We start from the raw sequence: 22,127 nt of genomic DNA, 5'->3' as shown, positions 1-22,127 counted from the left end.
CGCGAGACACAGGCCGACCGAACCAGGCCGGCCGACGGATGCCGCCGCGCCTGCTTTACAAGTCGAGCTCGGCGACGATCTCCGCGGCCGTTGCGCGTCCCATCCGAATTGCGCCGTCGACGTGTTGGTAGCCCTTTCCGGCGAGGTCGCTGCAGGAGAACAGGATCGGGCCAACCGGTGTGCGCAGGTCCGCGCCGAAGCGAGCCAGCCCGCCCAGGTCGAAGCTCGCCGCGTAGGCGCCGCGGGTCCACTCTTCCGTGCCCCAGTCGCTCTCGTAGTAGACGACGGGCGTCAGTGCCTTCTGGCCGAAGTAGTGCGAGAGCGAGGTGAGGATGCGCTGCTTGCGCTCCTCCGCCGAGACGGTGAACACGCCATCGGCGGCCTCGTCGGAGACGAAGCCGACCAGAGTGCCGCGCGGGTCGTTGAAATTGGTGTTGTCGTAGGCCTCGTGGGAGAGCTCGTAGGGGCTGAAGGCCGTGCCGGAGAGGCCGTCCTCCCGCCAGAACGGGGTCTCGTAGACCGCGTGCACCTTGATCACGAAGCCCATCGAGAGGTGCTGGTGCATCATCTGCTGGCGGCGTGGCAGCGGCGGATCGAAGGAGATCCGGGTGTAGAGCACGGGAGGAACGGCAACGATCACGCGACGCGCACGCACCTCGAGGTCGTCGGTGAGCACACTCACGCCGGCGTCGCCCCAGCGCACGGTGCGGGCGGCCTGCCCGAGGAAGACGTCGTCACCGAGGTTCTCGGCCAGCAGGATCGGCACCCGCTGCAGCCCGCCCACGACCCGTTCGTCGAGGATGAAGTCGGCGTCGACGAGGTTGCTGAAACTGCCGGCGCTGGCCGCCATCAGGAGGGCCTGCAGCGTGGAAAAAGCGTGCGCCGGCTTGGTCAGCATGGCCCCGGCGATGAAGAGGCTAATGTTGTCGCGGGCCTCCTGGTCGTCGGTCTCCTGCTCCAGCCAGCGCCGGAAGGAGATCTGGTCGAGCTCCACCGCACGCGGGTGTGCCCAGGGACGGTCGGGGTCCATCTGGTCCACGAGCTCGTCGAGAGTGGCGATCAGGGCCACCATCTCGCGCTCGGTGTCGGCCGAGACCGGGAAGATCTCGCCCTCGAACCGGGTTCGCTCCCCCGCGGCGTTGATGTAGACGCTTTCGCCCTCGCGGTACCGCGCGAAGGTCTCGAGGCCCAGCTCGGCGATGGTCTCCTTGAGTGCGTCCTGATCGGGCGAAACCCACTGGCCGCCGATCTCGAGCATGGCACCGTTGATGTCGTCGGTGTGGAGGCGGCCGCCGACGCGGTCTCGCGCTTCGAGCACGGCCACGGTGAGGCCGGCCTTCCGCAGCTCGGTCGCGGCGGTCAGGCCGGATGCCCCGGCGCCGATAATGACGATGTCACGTTCGATGATGCTCAAGGATTGCTCCATTGCGTTCTGGTGGTGGGGAAGCAGGTGAAAAACAGGTACGTCGCCGGTCAGGAGACCGGGATGAGGGTGTACTTGGTGGACAGGTACTCCTGGATGCCCTCGAGCCCGCCTTCGCGGCCCAGACCGGATTGCTTGACACCGCCGAACGGTGCCGCCGCGTTGGAGACCAGGCCCGTGTTCAGACCCATCATTCCGGTTTCAAGCTTGGCGATCATCCGCTGCCCGCGGGCGAGGTCCTGGGTGTACACGTAGCTGATCAAGCCGTACTCGGTGGAGTTGGCCAGGCGCACGCCCTCGGCCTCGTCGGCGAAGGTGACGATGCCGACGACCGGGCCGAAGATCTCCTCGGTCAGGAGGGCGCTGGCCGGGGCCACGTCCGTCAGCACGGTGGGCTCGTAGAAGGAGCCGGCGCCTTCGGGGCGCTTGCCGCCGGCGAGCAGGGTGGCACCGTGGGCCAGCGCGTCCTGCACGAGGGCGTCGGTGCCGGCGACGGCAGCCTCGCTGACGAGCGGGCCGATGGTGACGCCGGCTTCGGTGCCCCGGCCGATCTTCAGCGCGCCGACACGCTCGGTCAGGCGGCGGGCGAACTCGGCGGCGACGGACTCGTGCACGATGAAACGGTTGGCCGCGGTGCAGGCCTGCCCGATGTTGCGGAACTTGGCGAGCATCGCGCCCTCGACGGCCTTGTCCAGGTCGGCGTCTTCGAAGACGACGAACGGGGCGTTGCCGCCGAGCTCCATCGAGGTGCGCAGCACACCCTGGGCCGCCTGCTGAATGAGCTTGCGGCCCACGGGGGTCGACCCGGTGAAGCTGAGTTTCCGCAACCTGGGGTCGGCGATGATCGGCCCGGCAACGGCGGAAGAGGTCGACGTGGTGATCACGTTGACGACGCCGGCCGGTACCCCGGCGTCTTCGAGCAGCTGCACGAAGAAGAGGGTGGTCAGCGGGGTCAGCTCGGCGGGCTTCACGACGACCGTGCAGCCGGCGGCGAGCGCGGGGGCGATCTTGCGGGTGGCCATGGCCAGCGGGAAGTTCCACGGAGTGATCAGCAGGCACGGTCCGACCGGATACTGAGAGACAACCACCGTGCCGGTTCCCTCCGGGTTCAGCCCGAAGCGACCGCTGATGCGCACGGCCTCCTCGCTGAACCAGCGCAGGAACTCGCCGCCGTAGGTGACCTCTCCATTGGCCTCGGCGAGAGGTTTGCCCATCTCCATGGTCATCAGTAGCGCAAAGTCATCGCGGCGCTCCTGCAGCAGGTCGAAGGCCCGGCGCAGGATCTCGGCCCGCGTACGCGGCGCGGTAGCCGCCCACGACTCGGCCGCCTCGACGGCCGCATCGAGGGCACGGATGCCGTCGGCGGCATCCGCGTTCGCGATCCGTTTGAGCACAGCACCGGTCGCCGGGTCGGTGACCTCGATGGCCTTACCGCCACCCTGCTGCCAGGTGCCGTTGATGTAGAGGCCGTCCGGGACGCGGGCGAGCAGTTCGGTTTCACGAGTGGACACGATGAGACTCTTTCCGATGCGATACGGGAAATGCGAATGAAGTTTTGATCAGGGGTGGAGGCCGTGCAGAAAGGGCGTTTCCGCCACCCTCCCCGCGGCGTTCCCCCAGTATGACTGATCGCCCTGTGCCCCCGTCGGGTTCGGGCAGGAGACCGCGGAGCCAGGGCTCATGCGGCGGCGAGCACGCTCGCCAGCACCTGCAGGCCCTCGACGAGGAGGTCGTCGGAGATGCTCAGAGGCGGCAGGAAGCGGATCACGTTGCCGTAGGTGCCGCAGGTGAGCAGCACGACGCCCATGGCGTGGGCGGCAGCCACGACGCGGCCGGTGAGGGCGGCATCCGGGTCTCCGGTGACCGGGTCGACCAGTTCGATGGCGATCATGGCGCCGCGGCCGCGCACATCGCCCACACGCTTGTCGACGGCACGGATGGCGTTCAGCCGCTCGGTCAGGATGGCGCCGATTTCACGGGCTCGCTGGGCCAGGTTCTCGGTCTCATAGCTGCGCATGGTGGCCAGGGCCGCGGCGCAGGCGAGCGGGTTGCCGCCGTAGGTGCCGCCGATGCCACCGACCTGCGGTGCGTCCATGATCTCGGCGCGGCCGGTGACGGCGGAGAGCGGCAGGCCGCCGGCGATGCCCTTGGCCATCACCATCAGGTCGGGCACGATGCCCTCGTGGTTGCTGGCGAAGAGGTCGCCGGTGCGGGCGAATCCGGTCTGCACCTCGTCGGCAATGAAGACGACCTCGTTCGCGCGGCACCAGTCCACCAGGGTGGGAAGGAAGCCGGGTGCGGGCACGATGAAGCCGCCCTCACCCTGGATCGGCTCGATGATCAGGGCGGCCAGGTTGTCGGCGCCGACCTGCTTCTCGATCTGGGAAATGGCGCGCCGGGCGGCCCCTACCCCGTCGAGTCCGGCGTCGCGGTAGGGGTACGACATGGGTGCCCGGTAGATCTCCGCGGCGAAGGGGCCGAAGCCGTTCTTGTACGGCTGGTTCTTCGCGGTGAGGCCCATGGTCAGGGTGGTGCGGCCGTGGTAAGCGTGGTCGAAGGCGACGACGGCCTGCTTGCCGGTGTAGTGCCGGGCGATCTTGACGGCGTTCTCCACGGCCTCGGCGCCGGAGTTGAACAGGGCGCTGCGCTTGGCGTGGTCGCCCGGGGTGAGCCGGTTGAGCATCTCGGCTACCTCGATGTACGAGTCGTAGGGCGTCACGGTGAAGCACGTGTGCGTGAACTGGGCCAGCTGGGCGGCCACGGCGGCCACGACCTCGGGGGCGCTGTTTCCGATGCCGGTCACGGCGATGCCGCTGCCGAGGTCGATCAGGAAGTTGCCGTCGACGTCGACAAGCACACCGCCGCCGGCCGCGACGATATAGGCAGGCAGGGTCACTCCCACCCCGGCGGAGACGGCCTCGATCTTGCGACGTCCGAGCTCCTGGGACTTCGGGCCGGGGATGGCGGTGACGAGGCGGCGTTCCTGGGGAAGGGACGGTCCGCCGACCGGGATCACAGAAAGGGCGTCTACGAGGGTCATTGCTGCTCCAGTTCGCTGGCTGTTGCATCGGCGCGGGGCCGGCGACGATACCGATTCCAGAAGGCTACGCAGGGCGGCCACCCGCAACATCCGGCACCGTGTACAACGCGCGGGTGAACTTTCGCCACGTTGTACACTCGTCGCATGGCTCCGAACCTGGCCCCGCCGCTCCTGCCCACCGTGCGCCGCCTGCTGGCCCAGCCCGGCCTCCAGCTGCGCCTGCTCACGGCCGAGCCGCAGCTGCCGGCACACGCGCTCGACCAGCCCGTGGAGTGGGTGCACGGCTCCGACCTGGCCGACCCGACGCCGTTTCTCTCCGCCAGCCAGGTGCTCCTCACCACCGGCACCCAGTTCGCCGACCCGATGACGGATGCCTACTACCGCGACTACGTGCGCCGGCTCACGGCCCGCGGCATCGCCTGTCTCGGCTTCGGCACGGAGGTCGTGCGCGCCGGCACGCCGGAGGCCCTCGTTGCGGCCTGCCTTGCCGAGGGGCTGCCCCTGATCGAGGTGCCCTATGACACTCCGTTCATCGCGGTGGCCCGCGCGGCCGGCGACCTGGTCGCCGAGTTGCGCTATGCCCGCAACACCTGGGCGCTGGACGCCCAGCGGGCCATCTCGCACGCGGCCCTCCGACCCGACGGCCTGAGCAACATTCTTAGCGAGCTGTCCCGGCAGCTGGGCCACTGGGTCGCGCTCTTTGACGCGAGCGGCACGCTCGACCGGGTCTTCCCCCGCGACGCGTTCTCCGGTTCCGCCTCCTCCACCGCCCTGCCGCAGGTGCAGGCGGAGGCCGGCCGGCTGCTCCGCCGCGGGCAGCGGGCCGGCACCACCCTCGACGAGGGCGGCGAGACTTTGACCCTGCAGACCCTGGGGAGGCAGGGCCAGCTGCGCGGGGTGCTGGCCCTCGGGGGCGGCACCCTGCTCGACCAGGCCAGCCAGCAGGTGGTGACCAGCGTCATCGCCCTCGCCGGGCTCGCGCTCGAGCAGAACAGCGCCCAGGGTCGCGCCCGCGGCCACCTGCGGTCCGGGCTGCTGCAGGCGCTGCTCGGCGGCGACCTCCCGCTGGTGCAGAGCATCTCCCGGGAGCTCTGGGGTGCCCTCCCGGCCGAGCCGGTACGGGTCGCCGTCGTCTCCCCGCCGCCCGAACGCTTGGACGCTCTGGCCGAGCTGCTCGAACTGCGGGTCGAGGAACGCCCCGGGCACCTGTTCTTCGCCCGCGACGGCGGCCAGGTGCTGCTCATCCTCGATGTCGCCGCCGATCCGGTGCTCGCCGAGCTGGTGGGCCTCGGGCTGCACGTGGGCGTCTCCGACCGGAGCGCCTATCGTGCCCTGCCGCACGCGGCGGCCCAGGCCCGACAGGCGCTCGAGCGCGCCCACGAAGGCGCGGCGGGCATCGTCGAATTCGAGGTGATCTCACGGCAGGGCGTGCTCGCGTTCCTGGCCCGAACGGATGCCTCGGAGGTCGGCCGCGCCACCCTCCGGCCGCTCTCCGACCACGATGCCGCCCACGGCACGGCGCTGCTCCCCACCCTGCGGGTGTGGCTCGAGCGCAACGGCCAGTTCGGCCCGGCCGCGACGGAGCTCGGCGTGCACCGACACACCGTGCGCGGCCGGATCAGCCACGCCGAGCAGTTGCTCGGGCGGGACCTCGGCGCCTTCCACGCCCGCGCCGACCTCTGGGCGGCGCTGCTGGCGTCGGCGGGATAGGCCGGAAACACCGCACGCACGAGGCGGCTCGCACACTGTGACGCAAGCACCCACACACCGGAAAGAGACAATGTTCAGTCTGAAGGACCTTCGCATTCCGATCATCGCGGCACCCATGGCCGGTGGCGCGTCCACCCCAGCCCTGGTGCGCAGCCTCAGCGCGGGGGGCGGCCTCGGGTTCCTGGCCGCCGGGTACAAGACCCCGGATGCGCTGGCCCGGCAGATCGCCGACGTGCACCAGGGCTCGCGGCCGCCGTACGGCGTGAACGTATTCGTTCCCGGGCCACCACTGACCGACCAGGCCGGAGTCGATGCCTACCGCCGGAGCCTGACAGCGACCGCGCTGGAACACGGCGTGGAATTGCCCCCGACACTGGCCGCGGACGATGACTGGTTCTCCGCCAAGGTGTCCCTTCTCATCGGGCACCGAGTCCCCGTGGTGTCGTTCACCTTCGGGTTACCGCCGGCCGAGGCCGTGGACAGTTTGCACGCCGTCGACGCGTGCGTGATCGCCACGGTCACCTCGGTTCGGGAGGCGGTTCTCGCGGAGGAACGCGGAGTCGATGTGCTCTGCGTGCAGGGCCCGGAAGCAGGCGGACACCGGGCGACCTTCACGACGGCCGAAGAACCGGAGACCACTCCCCTGATCGAACTGGTCCGCGCCATTTCGGACCTGGCGGTTCTGCCGCTCATCGCTGCCGGGGGCATCCACTCCGGTGCCGGGATCGCGACGCTCCTGGCGGCCGGCGCGGACGCCGTGCAACTGGGCACGGCGTTCCTCCGCACCGCGGAGTCCGGCGCCCAGCAGGCGCACAAGGACGCGCTCGTCGACCCGAACTTTGATCGCACCGTGGTCACGCGCGCGTTCTCCGGGCGTCCGGCACGGGGGCTGCGCAACGCGTTCATCATCGAGCACGACGCCACCGCGCCCCGGGCTTATCCTCAGGTGAACCATCTCACCAGTGGCCTCAGGGCGGATGCGGGTCGACGCGGCGACGCCGACGGACTCGCCCTCTGGGCGGGCACCGGCTTCCGCTCTGCCCGCGCAGAACCGGCGGCCGACGTGCTCACCCGGCTGTGGCAGGACGCCCGCGTGTCGCCGAGTCAGCGACCGGTGTCGAACCAATTCGACGGAGATTTTGATGTTTGAGCCGATTCTCGGCCAGTTTAAGGCCGATCCGGGCAAAATCTCCGTCGAATTCGTTCGGGGCACGGTGCGAACACCCAGCGAATAGTCAGCGGCTCAGCGACCAGGGCTTGCGACGCACGAGGATGTGGCCGCGGCTCGTGCTCAGCCGGGTCCACAGGCCCGTCTCGAACAGGCGCACGGGCTCGTTTTTCGGCAGGAAACCGAGGCTGACGGCCGCGAAGGCGGCGCCGGCCGGCACGATTTCCAGGCCGGGGATCGGGCGGCTCCAGACTTCGGAGCGCACCCGCTGCACGATCTGCCCGCCGGTTCCCGCCGGGATGACGGCGGCGACCTCCTCAATGCCGGCCTGCGCCGCACCGTCGAGCAGGGCGGCATCCGTTTCACCGAGCAGGGTCCAGCCGCCTTGGGGCGGCGAGATACCGGCCCAGGTCACGGTGGTCACTTCCAGCGGCACGGTTACGGTCACTGTCGCCTCGTCCTCCAGCACGGCCGCGGTGAGGCGGGCGAGGCGGTCCAGCAGGGAGCGCACGGGAACGACCGCGTCGAGCTCGACCGGTGCGGTGAGCGCGAAGGTGCGCAGGCCCAGCACGGTCGGGCTGGAGTCGAGGAGACCGCGCGGGTAGAGGATCGCGGTGTAGACAGCGAGCACCCCCGCGGCCTGAATGAGGCGCACGGAACCGTCCTCCACCCGGCTAGCGCGGGAGAGGTAGACCTGGAGGTCGCGAAGGGACAGGGACTCTGGGAGAGAAAATGACTTACTCATCTGCTCCTAAACTACCAAGGTACGGCGCGCGTCACACCGGTGCGCGCGTCTGCTCCGCCACGCGCCTGAGGAGGCCACATGGACTTGCCGATGGAGGGCCTTCTAACCGCCCTGGACCTCACCGACACGGGCGCCCGCACCAGCGAGGACATCTTCACCGGGCCGTCGCAGTGGATGCCGCTCGGCCGCGTTTTCGGCGGGCAGGTGCTCGCCCAGTCACTGGTCGCCGCGATGCGCACGGTTCCCGACGACCGCCATGTGCACTCGATGCACGGCTATTTCCTGCGCCCCGGCGACGTGGGCCAGCCGATCACCTTCTCCGTCGATCGCATCCACGACGGCCGCTCCTTCTCCACCCGCCGCACGCAGGCCTATCAGGACGGGCATCCGATCCTGTCGATGATCGCCTCGTTCCAGGACGGTGATGAAGGCCTCGAGCACCAGATCGAGATGCCAACCGATATGCCCGACCCGGAGTCCTTGCCGACGGCGGCGGATGCTTTGGCCCAGGTCGACCACTCCATCGCCCGCTACTGGGCGAACGAGCGTCCGTTCGACATGCGGCACCTGCCGTCGCCGATCTACCTCAAGGTGGACGGCGAGCACACCTCTCGCCAGGCCGTGTGGATGAAGACCATGGGCCCGTTGCCCGACGACCCTGACCTGCACCGCGCCGCGCTGGCATACGCCAGCGACTACTCGATCATGGAGCCTGTCATGCGTCGCCACGGCGTGGCCTGGGCCACACCCGGGCTCAAGGTTGCGAGCCTGGACCACGCCATGTGGTTCCACCGCTTCGGCCGGGTCGACGAGTGGATGCTCTACGTACAGGATTCCCCGACCGCCCAGGGTGGACGCGGGCTCTCCACCGGCAGCATCTACAGCCGGGCGGGCCTGCTTCTCGCCACGGTCGCGCAGGAGGGCATGCTGCGCGTGCCCACGAACGCAGAGTAGCCTCTCTCACATGCTCTGAGCGTCTCTGAGCATCTCTGAACGCCCGCCCGATCGAGGAGAACCATGACGAACGCCACCGACATCTCCCGCCGCACCGCGCTCCTGCTCGGCACCGCCGGCACCGCCGTCGCGCTGGTCGGCTGCAGCACCGACGGCGCCGCAGACTCCGGCACCGGCACCGGCAACATTGGCCCGGTGGAGTTAGCCAAGCTCGCCGACATCCCCGTGGGCGGTTCGATCGAGGCCTCCCTCGATGGCAAGCCCATCCTGATCAGCCAGCCCACGGCCGGCACCGTGGTGGCGTTCAGCGCGATCTGCACCCACCAGGGCTGCGTGGTCAAAGCGGTAAAGGACGAGTTCGACTGCCCCTGCCACGGCTCGAAGTTCGACCGTGCCACCGGCGAGGCCCTCGCCGGACCGGCGACCGAACCGCTGGCGTCGGTGAAGGTCACCGTCACCGGCGACGCCGTCACCGCCGGCTGAGGCGGACTGCGTCCGGGCCGGCCTACTCAGCCGGCAGGGACGCGCGCCGGGTGAATCGGATGGGTTCGTCTACGTATGGAGCCCAAGCGGCGCGCTCGACCTCGTTGATCTTGCGCGGCCGCTCGGTCGCGGCATCCACCAACACGATTGTGGTGCTCGCCTGCGCGAAGAGAACCGCTGGCTCCAGGCCGATCGGAGTCCAGACCTCGTAGCAGACCTCGAGGCTGGCGCCGCCGAGCTTGCCGAGCCAGAGACGGATGTCCAGAGGCTGCCTCAGATACGGAATCGGAGCCAGATACTCGGCCTCCATCCGCGCGATCAGGGTCAGCGTCGCCGCGCCCGGGCGCCCGTCCAGCACGGCGGTGCCGGCGAACGCCCCGGGGCCGTCGCCGTCTTCATCCGGCCAGAACGCCTGGATGCGCGCATCCTCGAGCACACGCAACAACTCGGCGTTGTTGACGTGGCCGTAGGCGTCCAGATCCGACCAGCGCAACTTCACCGGCACGCGCAGCTTCACCGCGGGTCCTAGTCGCGGGTCAGCTTGCGGTACGCGGACCGGTGCGGTTTCGCGGCATCCGGGCCAAGGCGTTCGATCTTGTTCTGCTCGTACGACTCGAAGTTGCCCTCGAACCAGTACCAGTTCGCCGGGTCTTCGTCGGTGCCCTCATAGGAGAGGATGTGCGTGGCGATTCGGTCAAGGAACCACCGGTCGTGGGTGATGACCACGGCGCAGCCGGGGAATTCAAGGAGCGCGTTCTCGAGCGAGCCGAGGGTTTCGACGTCCAGGTCGTTGGTGGGCTCGTCGAGCAGCAGCAGGTTGCCGCCCTGCTTGAGGGTGAGCGCCAGGTTGAGGCGGTTGCGCTCACCACCGGAGAGCACGCCGGCCTTCTTCTGCTGGTCGGGACCCTTGAAGCCGAATGTGGACACGTAGGCCCGCGACGGGATCTCGGTCTTGCCGACCTGGATATAGTCCTGGCCGTCGGAGACGACCTCCCAAAGCGACTTGTTCGGGTCGATGCCCGCGCGGCTCTGGTCGACGTAGGAGATGTCAACCGTCTCGCCGATCTTCAGTTCACCCAGGTCCAGTGGCTCGAGTCCGACAATCGTCTTGAACAGCGTGGTCTTGCCCACGCCGTTGGGGCCGATGATGCCGACGATGCCGTTGCGCGGGAGGGTGAAGGAGAGATCCTCGATGAGGACCCGGTCGCCGAAGCCCTTCTTGACCTTCTTGGCGTCGATGACCTGGGCACCGAGGCGCGGGCCGACGGGAATCTGGATCTCTTCGAAGTCAAGCTTGCGGGTGCTCTCGGCCGCTGCCGCCATCTCTTCGTAGCGGGCGAGACGCGCCTTCGACTTTGCCTGGCGGCCCTTCGCATTCGAGCGCACCCATTCGAGCTCGTCCGCGAGGCGCTTGGCCATCTTCGCGTCCTTCTTGCCCGCGATGAGCAACCGTTCCTGCTTCTTCTCGAGGTAGGTCGAGTAGTTGCCCTCGTAGGGGTACAGGTGGCCGCGGTCGACTTCGGCGATCCACTCGGCCACGTGGTCGAGGAAGTACCGGTCGTGGGTGACGGCGAGAACGGCGCCGGGGTACTGGGCCAGGTGCTGCTCGAGCCAGAGCACGCTTTCGGCGTCGAGATGGTTGGTGGGCTCGTCAAGGAGGAGCAGGTCGGGCTTCTGCAGCAGCAGCTTGGTCAGCGCCACGCGGCGCTTCTCACCGCCGGAGAGGTCGGCGACGGAGTAATCGCCCGGCGGGGTGCGGAGGGCGTCCATGGCCTGCTCCAGCTGGGAATCGAGGTCCCAGGCGTCGGCGGCGTCGATGGCCTCCTGCAGCGTGCCCATTTCGGCCAGCAGTGCGTCGAAGTCCGCGTCGGGTTCGCCGAGCGCGAGGCTGATCTCGTTGAACCGGTCGACCTTGGCCTTGATCGGGCCGACGCCCTCCTGCACATTCTCGAGGACCGTCTTGGTCTCGTCGAGTTCGGGCTCCTGCATCAGGATGCCGACCGAGTAGCCGGGCGAGAGCTTCGCCTCGCCGTTGCTGGGGGTGTCCAGCCCGGCCATGATCTTCAGGATCGTGGATTTTCCGGCGCCGTTCGGCCCCACGATACCGATTTTGGCGCCGGGGAAGAACGACATGGTGACGTCGTCGAGGATCAGTTTGTCGCCGACCGCCTTGCGAGCGCGGACCATCGTGTAGATAAATTCAGCCATAGTGCTTACCAGTCTATTTGCCGCGTGGCCCCGACCAGACACGTTCCGGATGCGAGGATCGCCGTGACCGCGCTGTGGTACCCGCCCGTGGCCGGTCCGTTCTGCCCGATCAGGCATTCGCCGTTGAACCGAACGGAGAACTGGATAGAGTCCGCTGGGAGGTCGATGTTGGTCTCGTCGAAGGTAACCTCCATTTGGGCCCGGTCGAAGCCGGAGGCCCCCAGCGCGTCCACGAATGCCCGCCCGCCGGCATTCTCGTCAGCGGTGACGACCGCCGTGGCGACGCTGTCGAAGTAGGCCAGGTTCGCCGCCGCATCCTTCTCCGGCTGTAGCTGCGGCGCGGGTATGGGCGCCGCGCTCGCGGTCGGACGAGCCGACGCCGACGCCGACGCCGTGGCCGTGCTCGAGGAAGTCGCGGCCGGTGCCGCCGAGCAGGCCGCGAGGCTGACCGTGACGGCCAGCCCGAGCAGCAACGCGCTACCGGTGCGTGGGGAACGGATGCCGGTTCGACGTCTCCGGGTTTCCCGATCTGATGGTGCCGGCACGTGGTCCTTCCGCGACCGCGGTGCGGTCAGACCTCTGAGTCTGCCAGATGCCCCGTGTCCCCGAGAGTCTATTCCGGTCACTGTCCCGGTGACTGTGCCGGACACTGTGCCGAGTTGCCGCCATCAGGAATCGACCCCGACTAGCGCCGCGGACTCTGCCTCGTCGCGCATCGGGGGTGCGTCGTCAGTATCGGCAGGTAGGAAGCCGTCCGTGGGCTCGGTCGGATGTGGCGCCGACGCTGCGCCGGGCGGCGGCGAGCGCGTGTAGACGGTGCTGCACCAGGCCAGGTCGTGCCCGACGGTCTCTGCCTCGACCTCGACCGAGGTACCGTTGCGGTCGGCATTTTCCCACGGCCGGATGCGCAACCGCCCCGCCACGACTACGTGCTCACCCTTCTGCACCGAGCGCTCCACGTTGTGGGCGAGCTGCCGGAAGGAGGACACCGTGTACCAGTTGGTCTCGGCGTCAACCCAGGTCTGTTTCACACGGTCAAAGCGACGCTGGCTTGATGCCAGCCGAAACGACGTGATGGCCAGCCCCGAACTGGTCACGAGGTGACGGGGCGTGGTGGCCACGATTCCGGTCACGGTGATGCTGTCGCTCATTACGGTCTCCCTCATCCTGTGAGCCCCGGACGAATGCCCGGAACACGCGACCTGGAGCGACGGCTCGTGCCCGTCTCCGCCGCCCCAGATCGCGTACTCCGAGTGTGCGGCGGCAGGACGACGCGCGGCCGCGGCATCCGGAACCTGTGCCGAATGACCGCCCCCCGCAGCTGGGGAGGGCTGGGCTCGCTTCTGACGGAGAGGGTCCGGGTGCGCGCCGCGGTCGGTGTCGAACCAATTCGACGGAGATTCTTCTGTGAAAGCGCTCTTTCCCAGTTTCTAGTGCCGCTTTGGGCAAAATCTCCGTCGAATTCGTTTGGCTCCGGGTTTCCGCACGGCGGTCTCGGCGGCGCTGGCACGGCAGCTAGAAAACCCGTTCATTTCGCCGCGCTCGGCGATACTCGCCGCCTACGAGTACACGAACTCGCGCTGCTAGAGGAGGTATTCGGCGTAGGACTTGCGGATCTTGTTCACCTTGGGCAGCGCGACGGCCATGCAGTAGCCCTGACCAGGGTTTTTGGCGAAGAAGTCCTGGTGGTGGTCCTCGGCCACGAAGTATTCGCCGAGCGGATCGATCGTGGTGACGACGCCGCCGCCCCACCATTCGGCGGCGCGAGTGCGAGCGGTTTCGAAGAGCCGCTTCTGCGCGTCGTCGGCATAGAACATCGCCGACCGGTACTGGGTGCCCACGTCGGCGCCCTGGCGGTTCAGCTGGGTCGGGTCGTGCAGCGAGAAGAACACGTCGAGGATGACGCTGGCCGGGATGACCTCCGGGTCGAACGTCACGGCGATGGCCTCGGCGTGGCCGGTACGGCCCGTGCACACCGACTCATACGTTGGCCGTTGAGCCCCTCCCCCGGTATACCCGGAAACCACCTCGCTCACGCCACGCAACACCCGATACACGGCATCGAGACACCAGAAACATCCACCTGCGACCACAAAAGTTTGCACACCCCTAGAGTAACGGCATGACCTTCGTGCCAGCTCCGAACCGCTATGCCGACATGACCTACCGACGCGTCGGACGGAGCGGCCTCAAACTGCCGGCGCTGTCTCTCGGCCTCTGGCACAACTTCGGCCACGAGCGCCCGATCGAGACCCAACGCGCCATCCTGCGCCGTGCCTTCGACCTGGGGGTCACCCACTTCGACCTGGCCAACAACTATGGTCCTCCTCCCGGAGCCGCCGAGACCAACTTCGGCCGCATCTGCGCCGAAGATTTCCGGGCCTACCGCGACGAGATGATCATTTCCAGCAAGGCCGGCTACGACATGTGGCCGGGCCCCTACGGCGATTTCGGTTCTCGCAAGTACCTGCTCTCCTCCCTCGACGCGAGCCTGGGCCGGCTCGGCGTCGACTACGTCGACATCTTCTACTCCCACCGGCCGGACCCGGAGACTCCCATCGAGGAGACCATGGGCGCGCTGGCGTCGGCGGTGCAGCAGGGAAAGGCCCTCTATGTCGGCATCTCCAGCTACACCCCCGAGCAGACGCGGGCCGCGGCGGCGGCGCTGGCCGAGCACAAGATCCCCCTCCTGATCCACCAGCCGCGTTACTCGATGTTCGATCGCCACATCGAAGACGGGCTCTTCCCCGTGCTCGACGAGCTCGGCATGGGCAGCATCGTCTTCTCGCCGCTCGCACAGGGACTTCTCACCGACCGTTACCTGGACGGCACCGTTCCGGCAGGCTCGCGGGTCGCGACGAGCGATTTCCTGTCGGAGGACGTTCTCACCGACACCTACCAGGGCCGTGCCCGCGCCCTTAACGAGATTGCCGCCGCGCGCGGCCAGACGCTGGCCCAGCTGGCGGTCACCTGGATCCTGCGCCAGCCGTCGGTGACCAGCGTGCTGGTCGGCGCGAGCAGCCTGAACCAGCTCGAGCAGACCGTGGCGGCCCTGGATGCCCCGCCTCTCACCCAGATCGAAATCGACGAGATCGAACCGTACGCCGTGCACGGCACCGGTCTGGGCTGAGCGAAGTGGGCTATCTCTACGCTCTCCTCGCGTCGCTGCTTTTCGGCCTCAACGGCAGCACCACCAAGGTGATCGTGGATGCGGGCCTGTCCCCGGCTCAGCTGACCTTCTTCCGGGTCACGGTCGTCGCCCTCCTGGCCGGCGGTCTGTTGCTCGTGACCAACCGGCGGGCGTTCCGCATCAGCCTGCGCCAGCTCGCGGTAATGGCCATCCTGGGGGTGGCCGGGGTCGCCCTGATCCAGTGGTTCTACGCAGTGGCGATCAGTCTGCTGCCGGTGGGCATCGCGCTCATGCTCGAGTACACCGGGGTGCTGATCGTCGCCCTGGTCGCCCGGTTCGTCTTCAAGGAGCGGGTCAAATCCCGCATCTGGCTGGCCATCGGCTGCGTTCTGATCGGCATGGCCGTCGTCGCCCAGATCTGGGCCAGCACCCTCTCTGAACTGGGTGTGCTGGCGGGAATCCTCGCCGCAATCTGCCTGGCAGTGTATTTCCTGGTCGGGGAGCGGCAGGTCGCCGCGACCTCGCCACTGGCCGTGTCGTTCTGGTCCATGCTTTTCGCCAGCGCGTTCTGGCTCGTGTTCAGCGCCTGGTGGCAGGTCGAGCCGCAGACCCTGGTTCAGGATGTCGCGTTGAACGGCAACCTCGGGGCGGTGTCTCTCCCGCTGTGGCTGCTGACGCTGTGGAACGGCGTGTTCGGCTCCTTCGCCCCGTATCTGTTCTCGTACATGGCGCTCGGCCGACTGACTGCCACGGCGGCCGGCATCGTGTCTGCCTCGGAGGTGATCTTCGCCTTCGCGTTCGCGTTCCTCTGGCTCGGCGAGTCCCTCGACGGGCTGCAGATGGCGGGGGTGGTCCTTGTGCTCGCGGGCATCGTCGTCGCCCAGACCGCACGTCCGAACCGGGTTGTGGACCTCGACCTGGCCAGCCAGGACATGGTTTTGCTGAACGGACCTCTGCGGTAGCGCCGAAACCACTGTCGGTGGCTCTCCGTAGCCTGAGGGGACCCTCACCCGCGTACGGTCGATCTCGGAGAATTCCATGTCCACACCAGCGTCCCCACTTCCCCGACTGCCGGTCATCCGCGGTCTGCAGTTTGTTCCCGTGAAAGACGGCCTCTGGCGGGTCTCGAACCGGTCCGGCATGGTGCTCGGGCACATCGAGCGGCGCACCGAGGTCGACGGCGACCACTTCGCTGCGCGGCGCCTGCTCGCCGCCACCCGCACAATGAACGTCGGTTCGTTCTGGCGCATTGACGACGCGGCCGACTGCTTCCGCTGACTGCGCGCACCTCCCCGCAGGGCACGCCGCGCCGCTCCCGGAGATCGGGACGAGACGCCGGTAAAGTGCGCTCATGCAGTGGTGGAATAGTTTCGTATCCTGGCTCACGGCAGCCAGCAATCAGTCCATGGTTTTCAGCGCCGTGGTGCTCATCGTCTCGATCGTCGTCGCCAGCCTTCTGGCGGCGGTGATCTCCCGCGGGGCGATCAAACGCCTCTTGGCGCAGAACGACCGGGCTCTCAAGGCGGCCGTGATCGGCACCCTCGTGGATGCCGCGACCGAGGCATCCGTCTGGAACTCGCTCACGCCGCAGGAGCAGGTCATGGCGGACCGCGCGGTGGGCCAGGCCGACGTGCAGCTGCGCCTCCTGCCGATCAAGGGTTCGGGCGTCGCCGCGAACTGGGCCGCGCATCAACTCGCTGAGCTCAAGCGCACCTCGGCCACGTTCGGGTACCAGCTCGAGCCCGCGCTGCTCGAGTTCCGCGACCGCCTGGTCGAATGGCAGGACAAGCCGGGCCGCACCCGCAAGATCTTCCAGAGCGACCTCGACCGGTGGAAGGTCTCCAAGAACAGCACCGAGAAGAACCTCCTCGCCGAGCAGGATGCCTGGACCGCCCAGCAGCACCACGACCAGTTCACCGCCGCGCCGGCCGCGCCCGTGCCTGCCCCGCTACAATATGCGTCTGGAACGGCCTCGGCGTCGACGGAGACCCAGCGCCTCCTCGACGACGTGCAGGCACTGGAAGTGCGCCCCACCCCGCTCCAGAGCTAGACGTCCGTGAGCCGCCGCCGCGCTCCCGAGCGAGGCGGCGGCGGCGGCTCACAGCTCTCACGAGTCAGCGCCACCACTCGTCGAACATCGATGCCGGGACCTGGCGCTTGTGCTCGGTGCCGAGGTAGCGGTTCTCGATCGTCTCGGCGACGAGATCGTCGACGGGCAGCCCTTCCAGGAAGTCGTCGATCTGCTCGTACCGCAACCCCAGGTTGGCCTCGTCGGTCTGGCCGGGGTTGTCGTCGAGAAGGTCGGCAGTCGGCGCCTTGAGGTATAACCGGTCCGGCGCCCCCAGCTCGACCAGAAGCGCTCGCCCCTGACGCTTGGTCAGTCCGGTCAGCGGCAGGATGTCCGTGCCGCCGTCGCCGTACTTGGTGAAGAATCCCGTGACCGCCTCGGCGGCGTGGTCGGTGCCCACGACCAGCAGGCCGGCCGAGCCGGCGAGGGCATACTGGGCGACCATGCGCACCCGGGCCTTGACGTTTCCCTTGTCGAAGTCCGGCAGCGGGCGGCCCGTCGCATCGGCGAATTCCGCTTCGATACCGTCGACGGCCCGCTTGATGTCGAAGGTGACGGTCGACGCAGGACGAATGAATTCCAGGGCGAGCTGCGCGTCCTCCTCGTCCCGCTGCACCCGGTACGGCAGGCGCACGGCCTGGAAGATGGCCGAATGTCCCGCCTCGGCGAGCTGCTCCACGGCCAGCTGACACAGACGGCCGGCCAGGCTGGAATCCTGACCCCCGCTGATGCCGAGCACGAGGCCCTGTGCCCCCGTTCGGACCAGGTAGTCCGCGAGGAACTGCACTCTGCGGCGAACCTCGGAGGATGCATCGATATGGGGGGACACGTTCAGCTCCGCGATGATTCGCGCCTGTAGTTCTCGCATTTCCCGAATCTACCAAACCGAGGGTAGAGCAACAGGATTCACGGGTGTTGTGCGGTGCCCCCGGTAGGAATCGAACCTACGACAAGCGGATTAGAAGGCCGCTGCTCTATCCACTGAGCTACGGGGGCGAAGAACGATCAACAATACCGCAGACCCGGCCCGCCGGCGCTCAAACGGCCTTCGCGGCCGCCACGAGCACCTGGGCGAGTGTCGGCACACCCGTGGCCCGGAAGACCTCGATCCCGGCCGCGTCCCGGATGATCACCGTGGGGGTGATCCGGATGCCGTCGGCCTCGGCTTCCGCGACGTCCCGCACCACGTCGAGCTCACGCACGGTCGCCTGGGGCACGAGGCGTTCGACCTCGGCCAGGACTGCCCGGGTCTGCATGCAGGGCTCACAGAAGGCGGAGGAGAAGTACGTCAATTCCATGCGAGGTAGTCTACGGAGCGAACGTCTCAGTCGCACCGCTGCCGGGATCAGCGCAACAGGGCCGGTCGGCGTCCGCCGTTAGACTCGGCACATGAAAAAAAGTAGTGACCGGTTGGTGTGGATTGACTGCGAGATGACCGGTTTGGACATTGATTCCGACGAGTTGGTGGAGATCGCTGTAGTGATCACCGATTACGACCTGAACATCATCGACCCGGGACTCGACCTCATCATCAAGCCGAATCAGGCGTCGCTGGAGAACATGAACGACTTCGTGCGCAACATGCACGAGACCAGCGGGCTGATCAACGAGATCCCGAACGGAATCAGCGCCGCCGAGGCCGAGACCCTGGTGCTGGAATACGTACTGCAGTTCATCCCGGCCGAGCAGAGGGCTCCGCTGGCGGGAAATTCCATCGGCACCGACCGGGCCTTCCTGATGAAATTCATGCCTCGCCTCGACGCCCAGCTGCACTACCGCAACGTCGACGTGTCCTCGATCAAGGAACTCGCACGCCGCTGGTACCCGCGGGTTTACTTTAACGCCCCCGCGAAAGACGGCGGACACCGCGCCCTGGCTGACATCCTCGAATCCATCCGCGAACTGGCGTACTACCGCCAAACCGTGTTCGTGGCCGACCCCGGGCCGTCCAGCCAACAGGCGAAGAACAGCGCGGCCGAAGCCGTGAACATTTTCGCTGCGAACATGTAATACACTTGTCAAGTTGCCTTCTCTGTGAGAAAGCAGCGCATGGTGGGTATAGCTCAGCTGGTAGAGCATCCGGTTGTGGTCCGGAAGGCCGCGGGTTCAAGCCCCGTTACTCACCCCAATTGAAACACGCAGAAACAGTCCATCGAACGCGCGACCGGGCCCTCGGATTCGGCCGCGCGTTCGCATTTCCGGCATCGAAACGCCGCACCGAAATGGTGTCCTCGCCTCGGCCTCCCCGCGGTCCAACGGCGTCCGGGACAGCTGAAAGGGATCTCTCCATGCGTGCTCGTTTCGCCCTCCCCGCCGTCGCTGCGGTGGCCGCCCTCCTGCTCACCGGCTGCGTCGACAACACTGTGCCGGTTCCCGGAGCCGACGCCACCGCGCCCGCCAAGACCGTGACCGAAGATGCCGCCGCCTCGGCGCTGCTCCCGGAGAAGGTCCGCGCCTCCGACACGCTCGTGATCGGAACGAGCCCGAATTACTCCCCCAACGAGTTCAAGGACGATTCCGGCAACCCGATCGGCTGGGGAGTCGAACTCGGCGCCGCGGTTGCCGCGAAGTTGGGTCTGACCGCCGACTACAAGGTCGCGAATTTCGACACCATCATCCCGAGCATCATCGGCGGCGAGATGGACCTGGGAAACTCGTCCTTCACCGTCAACCTGAAGCGCCAGGAGCAGGTCGACTTCGTCAACTACTACACGGCCGGCATCCAGTGGGCCTCCGCCACCGGCACCACCGTCGACCCCGACGACGCCTGCGGCCTGAAGATCGCCGTGCAGTCCACCACCTACGAGGACACCGACGAAATCCCGGCCAAGAGCGCCGCCTGCGTCGCCGCCGGAAAGCCCCCGATCGACAAGCTCAAGTTCGACACCCAGGACCTGGCCACGAACGCCACTGTGCTCGGCCAGGCCGACGCCTTCAGCGCAGACTCCCCGGTCACCCTCTACGCGATCCAGCAGACCGCGGGCAAGCTGCAGAAGGCCGGCACCTCCTTCGACGAGGCACCGTACGGCATGGCCGTGGCGAAGGACTCCGGGATGGCAGCGGCCGTGCAGGCTGCCCTGCAGTCCATGGTCGACGACGGCTCCTACGGCGAGATCCTCAAGACCTGGGGCGTCACCGACGGCGGCCTGAGCACCATCACGATCAACGGCTGACCGGCTCCCTGAGAGGCTGAACGAATGTGAGATGCTGAACGGATGCCGCAGCTGACTCACGAGGAGTTCGAGCGTCTCGTCGTCGACGAGCTCGACCTCCTGCCCGACGACATGGTCGACGGCCTGGACAACGTGATCTTCGTGGTCGAGGACCGACCCGAAGACGGCACGATGGACACCCTCGGGCTCTATGACGGGGTTGCCCTGACGGAGCGCGGGCAGTACGGCTTCGGTGAGATGCCGGACCGGATCGTGCTCTACCGGGAGCCGCTGCTGGACCTCTGCGCGGATCTCGAGGAGTTGCGCGACCAGGTGCACATCACTCTGGTGCATGAGATCGCCCATTTCTACGGCATCGACGACGACAGGCTGCACGACCTCGGCTGGGGATGACCAACCACCGTTAGCCTTGCGTCATGAGTAGATCCCGGCCTGCCCGCGTCATCGGCGCCACGGTCGGCGCCCTCGTCATCCTGTCCGTCGGCGTCTACGGGCCGGCCACCCTACTGGGGCCGTTGCCTGAGGCCACCGCCACGCTGGTCACGCCGGCGGCCGGCGAGTCGGTTCCGTTCCCGCCCGCGCTGCCGACCACCGGCGGCAGCGCCGTCATCGGCCTGGCCACGGTCACACCCGATCCGGCCTTCCCGGAGACGACGGCGCTGGACGCCGACGCTCTCGCCACCACCCTGCCTCTCGCCGTGGCCGGCACGGCCGAACCGCTGCCGATGGCCGCGGCGACGAAGATCGTGACCGCCCTGGTCGTGCTCGACGCGAAACCGCTGACCCTCGGTGAGACGGGGCCTCAGATCCCGATCACTGCCGCGGATTACCAGGACTACATCGACTACGGCAATTCCGGTGCCCGCACCGTCGTGGTCTTCCCGGGCGAACTGTGGACCGAGACCGAGCTGCTCCAGGCGATGATCCTCGGCTCCAGCAACAATCACGCCGACACGCTGGCGCGTTGGGCCTTCGGCTCCCTCGACGCCTACAGCGCCGCCGCCAACGCCTGGCTGGGCAAGCAGGGCCTCGACGGCACTCGTGTCGCCGACGCCACCGGGCTCAACGACGAAAGCGTCGGAACGGCCACCGACCTTGCCCGGCTGGCCGGCCTGGCCGCCGCCGACCCGGTGATCGGTGCCATCCTCTCCCAGCCGGCCTCCGCCCTGGTGGGCCAGCGCGGCGTGGACAACACCACGGCGTTCCTGGCCGAGGAGGGCGTCACCGGCATCACCCGCAGCTACACGGACGGGGCGGGCGTCTGTTTTCTCTTCACCGGTCAGGTGCAGGGCCCGGACTCGACCTACACCTTTGCCGGTGCCCTGCTCGGCGAACCCGATTACGACACCCTGACCAGTGACGTCACCGTCCTGATGGAGAGCGCCCGCGCCGGGGTACGCGAGCTGCCAACCCTCGCCCAGGGTGACGCCTACGTGGAGTTCAGCACACCGTGGGGGGCCGAGGCCTCCGGAACCGTGCGCACGGCCACGACGACGTACGGCTGGCTGGCCCAGGCGCCGGGCGACGCGGAGGTGATCCTGGAGACGGTGTCGACCGGCCGGGCGGGCAAGACCGTCGGCCGGGTCACGGTGGAGACCGGGGGCACCGAGGTGACGTCGACGCTGGTGCTCGACCGCACGATCAGCGCGCCGGGCCTCGGTTGGCGGCTCCTGCACCCCGTGCCGATGATCTCGGCGCTGATCGCCGCGGACCGCTAGCGGCGAAAGGCTGCCGCGACCGCCCGCCGGCTACTGGTCTGCGGCTACTCGCGCTCGCCGGTCGGCAGGAACGGGTCGCTCTCGCCCGCGTCGAACCGGTAGCGCACGTGCACGCGGCCCTGCACATCGCGCACGTCCTCCTCGTCGTACCAGAACAGCGTTTCGACCCCCTCGACGGCGGCCATCATGCTGACCCGGGCGTCATGTTTGCCCTGGATCAGCACCCGGGTGTCGACCTGGCCCGCGAGGGGACCGTCAATGAATTCCGCGGTGTAAACGACATTTTCAGCATCTTGATCAGCCATAC

24 protein-coding genes and 2 tRNA genes are annotated in these 22,127 nt (G+C 68.0%); 13 read left to right on the top strand and 13 right to left on the bottom strand.

Annotation, left to right across the window (positions count from 1 at the left end; translation table 11 throughout):
- Positions 1–55: 55 nt before the first annotated feature.
- From E3T34_RS12000 to gabT, 3 genes are all read right to left on the bottom strand, one after another.
- Positions 56–1,450, bottom strand: coding sequence for a flavin monoamine oxidase family protein (locus E3T34_RS12000; RefSeq protein ID WP_369828005.1), 1,395 nt, complete (start codon positions 1,448–1,450; stop codon positions 56–58).
- Positions 1,451–1,473: 23 nt separating this feature from the next.
- Positions 1,474–2,937, bottom strand: coding sequence for an NAD-dependent succinate-semialdehyde dehydrogenase (locus tag E3T34_RS11995; protein ID WP_134343116.1), 1,464 nt, complete (start codon positions 2,935–2,937; stop codon positions 1,474–1,476).
- 164 nt (positions 2,938–3,101) lie between these two features.
- On the bottom strand, positions 3,102–4,463 hold the full coding sequence (gene gabT, locus E3T34_RS11990) for a 4-aminobutyrate--2-oxoglutarate transaminase (RefSeq protein ID WP_104103312.1): 1,362 nt from the start codon (positions 4,461–4,463) through the stop codon (positions 3,102–3,104).
- Between the two features lie 144 nt (positions 4,464–4,607).
- Here gabT and E3T34_RS11985 point away from each other — a divergent pair, with 144 nt between their 5' ends.
- On the top strand, positions 4,608–6,173 hold the full coding sequence (locus E3T34_RS11985) for a PucR family transcriptional regulator (RefSeq protein ID WP_104103309.1): 1,566 nt from the start codon (positions 4,608–4,610) through the stop codon (positions 6,171–6,173).
- Between the two features lie 70 nt (positions 6,174–6,243).
- Positions 6,244–7,323, top strand: a complete 1,080-nt coding sequence (locus tag E3T34_RS11980; RefSeq protein WP_134343115.1) for a nitronate monooxygenase family protein — start codon at positions 6,244–6,246, stop codon at positions 7,321–7,323.
- An 85-nt stretch (positions 7,324–7,408) separates the two neighbouring features.
- Here E3T34_RS11980 and E3T34_RS11975 read toward each other — a convergent pair whose 3' ends face one another.
- Complete coding sequence (locus tag E3T34_RS11975; RefSeq protein WP_104103304.1) at positions 7,409–8,086, bottom strand: hypothetical protein; 678 nt, start codon at positions 8,084–8,086, stop codon at positions 7,409–7,411.
- A gap of 78 nt (positions 8,087–8,164) precedes the next feature.
- Here E3T34_RS11975 and E3T34_RS11970 point away from each other — a divergent pair, with 78 nt between their 5' ends.
- The gene (locus tag E3T34_RS11970) at positions 8,165–9,040 is read left to right on the top strand and encodes an acyl-CoA thioesterase II (protein WP_233191540.1); all 876 of its coding nucleotides are present in this window, start codon (positions 8,165–8,167) and stop codon (positions 9,038–9,040) included.
- A gap of 63 nt (positions 9,041–9,103) precedes the next feature.
- Entirely contained in the window at positions 9,104–9,523 is a 420-nt protein-coding gene (locus tag E3T34_RS11965; RefSeq protein WP_134343114.1) for a ubiquinol-cytochrome c reductase iron-sulfur subunit, read from the top strand.
- 22 nt (positions 9,524–9,545) lie between these two features.
- Here the strand turns inward: E3T34_RS11965 and E3T34_RS11960 are convergent, their stop codons facing one another.
- The 5 genes from E3T34_RS11960 to msrA form a co-directional block, all read right to left on the bottom strand.
- On the bottom strand, positions 9,546–10,040 hold the full coding sequence (locus E3T34_RS11960; protein ID WP_104103299.1) for a thioesterase family protein: 495 nt from the start codon (positions 10,038–10,040) through the stop codon (positions 9,546–9,548).
- An 8-nt stretch (positions 10,041–10,048) separates the two neighbouring features.
- Positions 10,049–11,731: an energy-dependent translational throttle protein EttA gene (gene ettA, locus E3T34_RS11955; protein WP_104103296.1), complete on the bottom strand. Its 1,683-nt coding sequence runs from the start codon at positions 11,729–11,731 to the stop codon at positions 10,049–10,051.
- Positions 11,732–11,736: 5 nt separating this feature from the next.
- On the bottom strand, positions 11,737–12,276 hold the full coding sequence (locus E3T34_RS11950) for a hypothetical protein (protein WP_241977405.1): 540 nt from the start codon (positions 12,274–12,276) through the stop codon (positions 11,737–11,739).
- A gap of 123 nt (positions 12,277–12,399) precedes the next feature.
- Positions 12,400–12,882, bottom strand: coding sequence for a single-stranded DNA-binding protein (locus E3T34_RS11945; protein ID WP_104103293.1), 483 nt, complete (start codon positions 12,880–12,882; stop codon positions 12,400–12,402).
- A 432-nt stretch (positions 12,883–13,314) separates the two neighbouring features.
- Positions 13,315–13,836: a peptide-methionine (S)-S-oxide reductase MsrA gene (gene msrA, locus E3T34_RS11940; protein ID WP_134343113.1), complete on the bottom strand. Its 522-nt coding sequence runs from the start codon at positions 13,834–13,836 to the stop codon at positions 13,315–13,317.
- A gap of 17 nt (positions 13,837–13,853) precedes the next feature.
- Here msrA and E3T34_RS11935 point away from each other — a divergent pair, with 17 nt between their 5' ends.
- From E3T34_RS11935 to E3T34_RS11920, 4 genes are all read left to right on the top strand, one after another.
- The gene (locus E3T34_RS11935) at positions 13,854–14,861 is read left to right on the top strand and encodes an aldo/keto reductase (RefSeq protein ID WP_134343112.1); all 1,008 of its coding nucleotides are present in this window, start codon (positions 13,854–13,856) and stop codon (positions 14,859–14,861) included.
- Between the two features lie 5 nt (positions 14,862–14,866).
- Complete coding sequence (locus E3T34_RS11930) at positions 14,867–15,823, top strand: DMT family transporter (protein ID WP_134343111.1); 957 nt, start codon at positions 14,867–14,869, stop codon at positions 15,821–15,823.
- Positions 15,824–15,899: 76 nt separating this feature from the next.
- Positions 15,900–16,139: a DNA mismatch repair protein gene (locus E3T34_RS11925; protein ID WP_104103281.1), complete on the top strand. Its 240-nt coding sequence runs from the start codon at positions 15,900–15,902 to the stop codon at positions 16,137–16,139.
- Positions 16,140–16,212: 73 nt separating this feature from the next.
- Entirely contained in the window at positions 16,213–16,911 is a 699-nt protein-coding gene (locus E3T34_RS11920) for a hypothetical protein (RefSeq protein WP_104103279.1), read from the top strand.
- Between the two features lie 64 nt (positions 16,912–16,975).
- Here the strand turns inward: E3T34_RS11920 and nadE are convergent, their stop codons facing one another.
- The 3 genes from nadE to E3T34_RS11905 form a co-directional block, all read right to left on the bottom strand.
- Positions 16,976–17,797, bottom strand: coding sequence for an ammonia-dependent NAD(+) synthetase (gene nadE, locus E3T34_RS11915; RefSeq protein ID WP_104103276.1), 822 nt, complete (start codon positions 17,795–17,797; stop codon positions 16,976–16,978).
- 55 nt (positions 17,798–17,852) lie between these two features.
- Positions 17,853–17,925, bottom strand: a tRNA-Arg gene (locus E3T34_RS11910).
- A gap of 41 nt (positions 17,926–17,966) precedes the next feature.
- Positions 17,967–18,227 carry a thioredoxin family protein gene (locus tag E3T34_RS11905; protein WP_104103273.1) on the bottom strand — a complete coding sequence of 87 codons (261 nt, stop codon included), beginning with the start codon at positions 18,225–18,227 and terminating at the stop codon, positions 17,967–17,969.
- A gap of 91 nt (positions 18,228–18,318) precedes the next feature.
- On the opposite strand from E3T34_RS11905, the gene orn reads away from it, so the two are divergent.
- The 5 genes from orn (at position 18,319) to E3T34_RS11880 (ending at position 21,820) form a co-directional block, all read left to right on the top strand.
- Positions 18,319–18,939: an oligoribonuclease gene (orn, locus tag E3T34_RS11900; RefSeq protein ID WP_104103271.1), complete on the top strand. Its 621-nt coding sequence runs from the start codon at positions 18,319–18,321 to the stop codon at positions 18,937–18,939.
- A 42-nt stretch (positions 18,940–18,981) separates the two neighbouring features.
- A tRNA-His gene (locus E3T34_RS11895) sits at positions 18,982–19,057 on the top strand.
- Between the two features lie 160 nt (positions 19,058–19,217).
- Positions 19,218–20,102, top strand: a complete 885-nt coding sequence (locus E3T34_RS11890) for an ABC transporter substrate-binding protein (protein ID WP_158250309.1) — start codon at positions 19,218–19,220, stop codon at positions 20,100–20,102.
- A gap of 42 nt (positions 20,103–20,144) precedes the next feature.
- Entirely contained in the window at positions 20,145–20,495 is a 351-nt protein-coding gene (locus E3T34_RS11885; RefSeq protein WP_134343110.1) for a metallopeptidase family protein, read from the top strand.
- A gap of 23 nt (positions 20,496–20,518) precedes the next feature.
- Positions 20,519–21,820 (top strand): D-alanyl-D-alanine carboxypeptidase family protein, encoded by a 1,302-nt coding sequence (locus E3T34_RS11880; protein ID WP_134343109.1) that lies wholly within the window; start codon positions 20,519–20,521, stop codon positions 21,818–21,820.
- 44 nt (positions 21,821–21,864) lie between these two features.
- On the opposite strand, the gene E3T34_RS11875 is transcribed toward E3T34_RS11880, so the two are convergent.
- A complete protein-coding gene (locus E3T34_RS11875) occupies positions 21,865–22,125 on the bottom strand; it encodes a hypothetical protein (protein ID WP_134343108.1) in 261 nt (86 codons plus the stop codon).
- Between the last annotated feature and the right edge of the window lie 2 nt (positions 22,126–22,127).

The sequence above is a fragment of the Cryobacterium sp. TMT1-62 genome (assembly GCF_004403145.1).
Classification (GTDB): Bacteria; Actinomycetota; Actinomycetes; order Actinomycetales; family Microbacteriaceae; genus Cryobacterium; species Cryobacterium sandaracinum.
Note: the sequence above shows the minus strand (reverse complement) of the source record. Positions and strands in the feature narration are given on the sequence as shown.